General features: G+C 74.3%; 1 pseudogene. It reads right to left on the bottom strand.

The features are described 5' to 3' along the window. Positions 1-7,213: pseudogene (locus Adu01nite_RS47225) on the bottom strand (type I polyketide synthase); the annotation flags it as partial. Positions 7,214-7,233: the final 20 nt, after the last annotated feature.

The raw sequence follows: 7,233 nt of genomic DNA on the forward strand, positions 1-7,233 counted from the left end.
GATGCCCATGGCTTACCGCATCCGACAGCCGCTCCACCAACAACAACCCGACACCCTCACCCCAACCCGTACCATCAGCAGCCGCCGCGAACGACTTACACCGCCCATCGACCGCCAGGCCACGCTGCCGCGAGAATTCCACGAAGCCGATGGGGCTGGGCATCACGTTCACGCCGCCGACCACCGCCGCCGAACATTCGCCGCTACGCAGCGCCTGCATCGCCAGGTGCAGAGCCACCAACGAGGACGAGCACGCGGTGTCCACCGTCACCGCCGGCCCTTCCAGACCGAAGGTGTATGCCACCCGGCCGGACAACACGCTGGTCACGTTGCCGGTGAGGGAGTAGCCCTCGGCGGCCTCGAGGGGCTGCTGTGCGCCGTACCCGGATGCCGCTGCTCCGACGAACACGCCGGTGGACGAACCGCGGACCGACCGTGGGTCGATTCCGGCCCGCTCGAACACCTCCCACGCCGCCTCCAGCACCAGTCGCTGCTGCGGGTCCATGGCGAGGGCTTCGCGCGGCGAGATCCCGAAGAACTCCGCGTCGAAGTCCCCGGCGTCGTGCAGGAACCCGCCCTCACGCGCGTAGCTGGTGCCCGGCACCTGCGGATCCGGATCGAACAGCCGCTCCAGGTCCCATCCTCGATCGGTCGGGAAGCCGGAGATGCCGTCGCCGCCCGCGGCCACCAGCTCCCACAGGTCCTCCGGAGAGGACACCCCGCCCGGATAGCGGCAGGCCATCCCGACGATCGCGATCGGGTCTGCCTCGAAACCGCCGATCACGGTGGTGACGGTGGACGGTGCGGGCTGGGCGCCGGTGACCTCGCTCATCAGGTAAGCGGCGAGCGTCGCCGGTGTCGGGTGATCGAAGACCAGGGTGGCAGGCAGCCGCAGGCCGGTCTCCGCCGACAGCCGGTTGCGCAGGTCGACGGCGGTGATCGAGTCGAATCCCAGCTCGGCGAAGACCCGGTCCTCCTCGACCGCGCCGGCGCTCGCGTGACCGAGGACGGCGGCGGCCTGGGTGCGGACCAGGTCCAGGACCGCGCCGGGCCGGGCCGGCTCGTCGAGCTTGGCGAGCAGTCGCGCCAGGGCGGAGCCGTCCGCCGTGCCGGGTTCGGTCGCGGCGGTCGCCGGTGTGGCGGCGGCCTCGGGCAGTTCGCTGAGCAGCGGGCTGGGCCGGGTCGACGTGAAGCCGCGCAGGAATCGCTCCCAGTCGATGTCGGCCACGGCGACCGGCGCTTCTGCGCGCTCGACCGCCTGCCGGAGCGCGACCAGGGCGAGGTCGGCTGCCATCGGGCGCAGCCCGTGGCGGCGCAGCTGTGCGTCCCGGTCGCCTTCGGCGGCCATGCCCGCGCCGCTCCACGGCCCCCATGCGACGGAGGTGGCGGCCAGCCCGCGGTCGCGGCGCCGTTCGGCGAGGGCATCGAGGTAGGCGTTGCCGGCCGCGTAGGCCGACTGGCCTCCGCTGCCCCACACTGCCGCGACCGAGGAGAACAGCACGAACATGGGTACGTCGCCGAGCAGCTCGTCCAGATGCGCCGCCCCTCGTACCTTGGCGGCGAGGATCGCCTCGAAGTCGGCGGCCGTGGTCTCGGCCAGCGCGCCCTGCTGCGGGAGGCCCGCGGCGTGGATCACGCCCGCCGGCGGCCGGTCCGCGGGGAGGGCGGAGAGGAGACCGGCCACCGCGTCCCGGTCGGCCACGTCACAGGCGACGACGGTGGCTTCCGCGCCGAGCCTTTCCAATTCCTCGACGAGCTCGGCCGCGCCGGGCGCGTCCGGGCCACGACGGCTGGTGAGCACCAGGTGCTGGGCACCGGCGGCGGCGAGCCACTTGGCGACCCGGGCTCCGAGGCCGCCGGTGCCGCCGGTGATCACGATGGTGCCGGCCGGCAACCAGTCGTTGCCGGTGGGTGCCTCCCCGCCTGGGGCGTGTGCCAGGCGCCGCACGTACCGGCCGGCGCCGCGCAGCGCCACCTGGTCCTCGCCATCCGCGCCGGCGACGACCGCGGCGAGGCGTTCGCCGGTGCGGGCGTCGACCGTAGCGGGAAGATCGATGAGGCCGCCCCACCGGTGGGGTTGCTCCAGCGCCACGACCCGGCCCAGACCCCAGACCATGGCCTGTTCGGGTTCGGTCAGCCGGTCGGCTCGGCCGGTGGAGACCGCGCCCCGGGTGAGGCACCACAGCCGGGCCGGCACGGCCGCGTCGCCGAGTGCCTGCACGAGCGTCGCGGTGACGACCGCCCCGGCGTGGCCGTCGAGGGCGAGCAGGGACAGCACCCCTATCCACGGGTACGCGACCTCGGCCAGTCGCTCAGCCAGCTCGTCACGGCCGATGCCGGCGGGCACCGTCAACCGGGTGACGGCTCCACCGTGCGTCTCCACCGTACGGGTGAGTTCCTCGGCGAGCCCGTCGCCGGTGCCGCTGCCGGAGGTCACCAGCAGCCACGTCCCGGACAGCGCCGGTGCGGGCGCGTCGGGGGTGATCCGCCAGATCGTGCGATACCGCCAGGCGTCCACGGCGGTCGCCTCCCGGCGCCGGCGCCGCCACGACGACAGGGCGGGCAGGACGCTGCGGAACGGCTGGCCGCCGTCGACGTGCAGCGTCGCCGCCAGTTGCTCCATGTCCTCGCGCTCGACGACCTGCCAGAACTGCTCGTCGGCGGGGTCCGCCGCCGGGATCGGCGCGGCGGCGATCAGCCAGTACCGCTCGTGCTGGAACGCGTAGGTGGGCAGCTCGGCCGGACGAGTCGCGGGGTGCAGGGCGGGCCAGTCGATGTCGGCCCCACGGGTCCACGCGGTGGCGAGGGCGGTGAGCAGAGTGCGGGTGTCGTCGTGGTCGCGGCGCAGCAGGGCGGCCGCGGCCAGCTCCGGCTCGCAGTCGGTCGCGGAGTTGGTCAGCACCGGGTCGGGGCCGGCCTCGATCACGGTGGTGACGCCGTGGCGCGCCAGGTAGCCGACGCCGTCGGCGAACCGCACCGGTTCGCGCACCTGTGCCAGCCAGTATCCGGCGTCCATCGTGGCTGGTTCGCCGGTGCGGTTGCTGACCACCGGGATCCGCGCGGGCTGGTACCGCAGACCGGCCAGTACCTGCGCGAACTCCGGGAGCATGGGCTCCATGAGGTGGGAGTGGAATGCGTGGGAGACGTGCAGCCGGCGGGTGCGGCCGGGCCAATCGCGGGTGGCCGCCAGGACGGCGTCCTCGTCGCCGGTGAGCACGACGGCGGTGGGGCCGTTGATGGCGGCGATCTCCACCCGGCCGGGTTCGACCAGGCCGGCGATCTGCTCCGCGGTGCCCTCGACGGCGACCATGGCGCCGCCGGCCGGCAGCGCCTGCATGAGCCGGGCGCGCGCGGCGACCAGGGCGCACGCGTCGGGCAGGTCGAGCACGCCGGCGACGTGTGCGGCCGCGATCTCACCGACCGAGTGGCCCAGCAGCAGCCGCGGTCGCACCCCGAGCGAGGTGACGAGCCGGTAGAGGGCGACCTCGACGGCGAACAACGCCGGCTGCGCCCAGCCGGTCGTGGTCAGCAGCTCGGCGTCGTCGCCCCAGAGCACGTCGCGCAGCGGCCGGTCGAGCCGTGGGTCCAGCTCGGCACAGACCGCGTCGAACGCCTCCGCGAACGCCGCGAACCGCTCGTACAGGCCGCGGCCCATGCCCAGCCGTTGCGCGCCCTGCCCGGTGAAAAGGACCGCGACGGCCCCGTCGCGGGCGCGGCCGGTGACGGTGCCGCCGTGGGCCGCCGCCCCGTCCGCGACGCGGTGCAGTCCGGCGAGCAGCTCATCGAGGTCGGCGGCCACGATCGCGGCGCGGTGGGTGAGAGCGGCCCGGGTGGTGGCCAGCCCGACGCTCACCTCGGCCGGGTGCAGCTCGGGCCGGTCGGCCACGTACGCGCGTAGCTGCCCGGCCTGGTCCCGCAGGGCCGGCTCGCTCGCGCCGGAGACCGTCCACACCACCGGCCCCGCTGTTGCGGCGGGCTGCGGCGGCCGGCTGAGATTCGTGGCCGGCGCCTGCTCGAGGATCACGTGCGCGTTGGTGCCGGAGATGCCGAACGACGACACGCTCATCCGCCGTTCGTGACCGGTGTCGGGCCACGGGACCGCCTCGGTGAGCAGCGCCACCGAGCCGGCCGACCAGTCCACCTCGGCCGTGGGTGTCTCCGCGTGCAGGGTCGGTGGCAACACACCGTGCCGCAGGGCGAGGACCGACTTGATCACCCCGGCGACCCCGGCAGCCGCCTGGGTGTGGCCGATGTTCGACTTCACCGATCCGAGCCACAGCGGGCGGTCGTCGGGCCGGTCCTGCCCGTAGGTCGCGAGGATCGCCTGCGCCTCGATCGGGTCACCGAGGCGGGTGCCGGTGCCGTGCGCCTCAACCGCGTCGACGTCCGCCGGTGACAGCCCGGCGAAGGCGAGCGCCTGCCGGATCACCCGCTGCTGGGCCGGCCCGTTCGGGGCGGTCAGGCCGTTGGACGCGCCGTCGGAGTTGACCGCCGATCCGCGGAGCACCGCCAGCACCGCATGCCCGTTGCGCCGGGCGTCCGAGAGCCGCTCCAGCAGCAGCATGCCCACCCCCTCGGACATGCCCATCCCGTCCGCCGCGGCGGAGAACGCCTTGCACCGGCCGTCGACTGCAAGCCCGCGCTGGCGGCTGAACCCGACGAACCCGGCGGGGCTGGGCATCACGGCGACGCCGCCGGCAAGCGCGAGGGAGCATTCGCCGTTGCGCAGCCCTTGCGCCGCCAGGTGCAGGGCCACCAGGGAGGACGAGCAGGCGGTGTCCACCGTCACCGCAGGCCCTTCGAGGCCGAACGCGTACGCGACGCGGCCGGACATGATGCTCGCGGCGCTGCCGGTGATGGCGTGCCCCTGCAGCTCGTCCGGCACCTGCTGCGGGCTCAGGATGTAGTCGGAGTGGGTCGCGCCGAGATACACGCCGGTGACCGTGCCGGCGGTCGAGGTCGGTGCGATGCCGGCGCGTTCGAAGAGCTCCCAGGCGGCCTCCAGCAGCAGTCGCTGCTGCGGGTCCATGGCCAGCGCTTCCCGCGGCGAGATCCCGAACAGTCCGCCGTCGAAGTCACCGGCGTTGTGCAGGAAGCCGCCGGCGCGTGCGTAGCTCGTCCCGGGCCGGTCCGGGTCCGGGTCGAAGAGCTGCTCCAGGTCCCAGCCCCGGTCGGCCGGGAACTCGCCCACGGCGTCGCCGCGCCCGATGAGCAAGTCCCACAGCTCCTCCGGTGAGGACACGCCGCCCGGGAACCGGCAGGCCATCCCGACGATCACCACGGGGTCGTCGTCGGTGGCCACGAGTACCGGCACCGCCGAGGCTGCGGCCGGCGCGCCGGCCAGCTCCGTCTCGAGCCATCGGGCCAGGGCGCGTGGCGTCGGGTGGTCGAACACCAGCGTCGCCGGCAGTTGCAGGCCGGTGGCCGTTCCGAGCCGGTTGCGCAGCTCGACCGCCGTGAGCGAGTCGAACCCCAGGTCCTTGAACGCGCGGTCGGCGCCGACGGACTCGCCCGTGGCGTGGCCGAGAACCTTGGCACCATGACCGCGGACCAGGTCGAGCAGTTCCTGCTCCCGTTCGGTCTCGGTGAGCCGGGCCAGTCGAGCCGCCAACTCGGAGCCGCGCGGGCCGCCGGCGACGGCGCTGCGGCCGGCCGGCCGGACCAGCCCGCGCAGCAACGCCGGCACCTCACCGTCGACGGCCTGCTGCCGCAGCGCCGCGATGTCGAGCCGGACCGGGATGAGCACGGGTTCGTCGATGCGGTGCGCGGCGTCGAACAGCGCGAGCCCGTGGTCGGACTCGAGCGGCCGGACGCCGCTGCGGGCCACCCGGGCCCGGTCTCCGTCGCTGAGCCGGCCGGTGAGCTCGCTGGTCTCGGCCCAGTAACCCCAGGCCAGGGAGACGGCCGGCAGGCCCTCGGCGCGGCGGCGAGCCGCCAGGGCGTCCAGGAAAGCGTTCGCGGCGGCGTAGTTCGCCTGCCCGGGCGTGCCGAGGACGCCGGACGCCGAGGAGTAAAGCGTGAACATGGCGAGGTCGCGGCCTGCGGTGAGCTCATGCAGGTGGACAGCGGCGTCGGCCTTGGGCCGCAGCACGGTCGCCACCCGTTCGGGTGTCAACGACTCGACCGTGCCGTCGTCGAGCACGCCGGCGGTGTGGATCACGCCCGTCAGGACGGGGATCGCATCCAGCACCGAAGCCAGCGCGGCACGGTCCGCGGCGTCACAGGCCAGGATGTTCACGTCGGCGCCCAAGCCCTCCAGCTCCGTGCGCAAGTCGTCCGCGCCCGGCGCGTCCGGGCCTCGCCGGCTGGTCAAAGTCAGTCGTCGCATCCCGTACGCGGTGACCAGGTGCCGGGCCAGCATCGCCCCCAGGGTGCCGGTGCCGCCGGTGATCAGCACCGTGCCGTCCGGGTCCAGTTCCCGCGGCATGGTGAGGACCAGCTTGCCGACGTGCCGGGCCTGGCTCATGAACCGGAAGGCCTCGGGCGCCCGTCGCACGTCCCATGAGGTCACCGGCAACGGTTCCAGAGCGCCCGACCCGAGCAGCGCCGTCACCTCGGCCAGCAGCCGGCCGACCCGTGCCGGCCCACCAGCGAGAAGGTCGAGCACCTCGTAGGAGGCGCCACCGTGCCCGGCCGCGATCTGCGCCGGGTCGCGGACATCGGTGCGGCCGAGCTCGACGAAGCTGCCGCCGGGCTTGAGCAGCCGCAGCGAGGCGTCGACGAAGGGGCCGGCGAGCGAGTTGAGCACGAGGTCGACCGGCGGGAAGGCATCGGCGAAGGCGAGGTCGCGTGACGAGGCGAGGTGCGCGTCGTCGAGGCCGAGCGCACGCAGGGTGTCCCACTTGGCGGGGCTCGCCGTGGCGAACACCTCCGCTCCCTGGTGGCGGGCCAGCCGCACGGCTGCCATGCCGACGCCGCCCGCGGCGGCATGAACCAGGACCTTCGCCCCGGGACGCAGGCCGGCCAGCCCGAGATGCGCGGTGACGAAGGCGGCCGGCACGGCGGCCGCACGCTCGAACGTCCAGCCGGTGGGGATCGGCACCACGGACCGGTGGTCGGCTACGGCGGTCGGGCCGAACGCGCCCGGGACGAACCCCATCACCCGGTCGCCGACCGCGAAGTCACTCACGCCGGAACCGACCTCGGTCACCACTCCGGCGGCCTCGTTGCCCATTGCCGCCTCACCCGGGTACACCCCCAAGGCAATCAGCACGTCGCGGAAGTTCAACCCGG

Origin of the sequence: Paractinoplanes durhamensis (genome assembly GCF_016862175.1) — a bacterium.
In the GTDB taxonomy this organism is placed as follows: Bacteria; Actinomycetota; Actinomycetes; order Mycobacteriales; family Micromonosporaceae; genus Actinoplanes; species Actinoplanes durhamensis.